This is a genomic window from Roseateles sp., assembly GCF_039929605.1.
Classification (GTDB): Bacteria; Pseudomonadota; Gammaproteobacteria; order Burkholderiales; family Burkholderiaceae_C; genus Pelomonas.
This window is the reverse complement of record NZ_JBDSQX010000077.1, coordinates 1-2,804: the sequence shown is the minus strand read 5'-3', so window position 1 is coordinate 2,804 and position 2,804 is coordinate 1. Positions and strand designations below refer to the sequence as shown.

Below are 2,804 nucleotides of genomic sequence, written 5' to 3'. Positions count from 1 at the left end.
CGGCGCGAGAGCAGGTGGCGGGGCGTCATCAGACGGTCCCCCTTCGCGCTTCCAGGCCGATGCGGATTTCGCTCAAGCGCTGCTCGGTCAGCTGAAACCGCAGGATCACCACCACCGCCACCAGCAGGCCGATGGTCGGAATGCCCGACAGCAGCACGCGGATCATGAACAGCGACTCCTCGTTCTGCACCGGCAGCTTCGAATCAAAGCCCGTGAACTGCAGGATCCAGCCCGAGGCGCCGTTGCCCAGGGCCAGGCCCACCTTGCTGATCCAGGACTGGCAGGCGGCGAACGAGCCCTCGCGGCGCTGGCCGGTCTCCAACTCGTCGTGGTCGATCACGTCCGCCATGGCCGAGCCGTAGATGGTCCAGAAACCCGCACCCGTGAACGCCACGCAGCCGCTGGCCAGCAGTTGCAGCCAGGGCAGCGCCGGGTTGTAGAAGAACCAGTCGCCGATAAAGGCGCAGATGGCCAGCGACAAGATGACGGCCAGCGCATTGCGCTTGCCCCAGCGGCGCGCCAGCCAGCCCGAGAACGGGATGCCGGCCAGGCCCATCGCCATGCCCGACAAGCCCATGGCCGAGTTCCACCGCGTGCCCAGCGCCACGTCGCCCTGGCAGACGTAGTACAGCGTCGTGTAGTAACCCAGCAAGCCCACCATGGCGGTGGCCAGGCCGTAGGCCAGCATGGTGCCCAGCAACATGCGGAAGGGCCGGTTGCGCAGCGTGCGGTACAGGGTGTCCTTGAACGGCACCTTGAAGGTCTGCGTCACCACCACCTTCTCGTAGTAGCGCTCCTTCACAAGGAAGAACATGGCCAGCGAGATCGCCACCATGACGGCGCCCAGGATGGACGTGTAGACCTGGGCGCCGAGCAGGATGTCGGGCTTGCCTTTGGCGTCGTAGAAGAAGGCCAGCGTCGTGAACTGCGCGGCCACGAACATCCCCAGCTCGGGAATCTTCTGGATCGCGTTCTTGATCGACATCACGCTGGTGCGCTCGTGATAGTCGGGCGTCATCTCCGAGCCCAGGCTGACCCAGGGCATGTTGAAGCAGGCCATCACCGGCACATAGATCACCAGCGACAACAGGATGAAGATGAAGTACTGGCTGTCGCTCCAGCCCTGGCCCACGGCGAACATCAGCGGCAGGCCGATGCCGGCCAGCACGCCGCCCACCAGCATGAAGGGCCGGCGCCGCCCCCAGCGGCTGCGGGTGTTGTCCGACAGCCAGCCGAAGAACGCGTCGGAGCCGGCGTCGATGAAGATCTTGATGCCCAGCGCCGTGGAGATCAGGCCCGGCGCCATGCCCAGGCCCACGTTGAAGACGTGAAAGGCCAGCGACTGGTAGAGCCAGTGCCCCCACATGTCCAGGAAGGAGCCCAGGCCGTAGCCGACCTTTTGCTTGAGGGGCACGCGATCTCGAACGACGGGAGTGCTCATGAGCTTGCCCGGGTTCACAGGATGGTGCGCGTGCGCAGCACGTCGGCGTAGTAGTGGGCCGACAGCTTGGGCGTGCGCACCTGCGTCGCGTAGTCGCAATGCACGATGCCGAAGCGGCGCTGGTAGCCGTCTTCCCATTCGTAGTTATCGATGAAGCTCCACAGGAAGTAGCCCTTCAGCGGCACGCCGTCGCCGATGGCGCGGTGCGCCTCGCGCAAGTGGTTGCGCAGGAAGTCGCGGCGGTGCAGGTCCAGCACCTCGCCGTTCACCACGGGCTCGTCGTTGTAGCCGCAGCCGTTCTCGGTGATGTAGAGCGCCTTGTGGCCATAGCACTGGGCGGCAAAGCGCGTGGCCCAGTAGATGGACTGCGGCACGAGGCGCAGCCAGGGGCTGTCGGCGCGCGGGTAGTTCACCGGGTGGGGCAGCGCCTCGTAGGCGGCGCCCGTCTTGCTGGCGCGCACATAGGTGCCGGTGTAGATGTTCAGGCCGAGGTGGTCGGTCGGCAGGCTGATGAGGTCGAAGTCGCCGGGCTCGACCTTCGGGGCGTCACTGCCGACGCGGGCCAGGTAGTCGGCCGGGTAGTGGCCGGCATGCATCGCGCCCAGCACATGGGCGTTCTTCTCCAGGAACCAGGCCTTGGCCGCAGCGATGTCGGCCGGCGTCTCGGTGACGGGGATGCAGACGTCGAGGTTGTCGGTCAGGCCGACGACGGCACCCGCGCCGCCAAACTCGCGCACGGCCCTCACCCCATGACCGTGGCAGAGCAGCGCGTGGTGGAAGGTCTGGTTGACGACGGCGGCGCTCTCCTTGCGGCCCGGCGCCTTGGTGCCCCAGGCGTAGGCCAACTCCGTGAAGCAGCGGATCTCGTTCATCGTGATCCAGTGCTTCACTTCACCGGCGAAGGCCTTGACGACCGTGTCGGCATAGCGCCCGAAAGCCTCGACGGTGACGCGCGAGGTCCAGCCGCCGCGGTCTTCCAGCGCCTGCGGCAGGTCCCAGTGGAACATCGTCACCCACGGCTCGATGCCGTGCTTCTTCATGCTGGCAAACAGGCGGTGATAGAAGTCCAGCCCGGCCTGGTTCAGCTCGCCGTCGCCGTTCGGGTAGATGCGCGGCCAGGCGAGGGACAGGCGGTAGTACTTCAGGCCCAGCGAGGCCATCAGCGCGAAGTCTTCGTCGAAGCGGTTGTAGTGGTCGCAGGCGACGTCGAGCGTGTCGCCGTCGTGCACCTTGCCGGGCGTGCGGCAAAAGCGGTCCCAGATGGACTCGCCCTTGCCGTCGGCAAAGGCGGCGCCCTCGATCTGCGGGGCGGCGGCGGCAACGCCGAAGATGAAGTCGGCGGGGAAGGGGCTGGAGTAGGTCA

At 66.6% G+C, this 2,804-nt stretch carries 2 protein-coding genes; both read right to left on the bottom strand.

The annotated features are described in order from the left end of the window. Positions 1-28 precede the first annotated feature (28 nt). Complete coding sequence (locus ABIS05_RS10875) at positions 29-1,414, bottom strand: MFS transporter (RefSeq protein WP_348011157.1); 1,386 nt, start codon at positions 1,412-1,414, stop codon at positions 29-31. Positions 1,415-1,455: 41 nt separating this feature from the next. After that, a partial coding sequence (locus ABIS05_RS10870; RefSeq protein ID WP_348011156.1) for a GH1 family beta-glucosidase occupies positions 1,456-2,804 on the bottom strand: 1,349 nt, incomplete at its 5' end.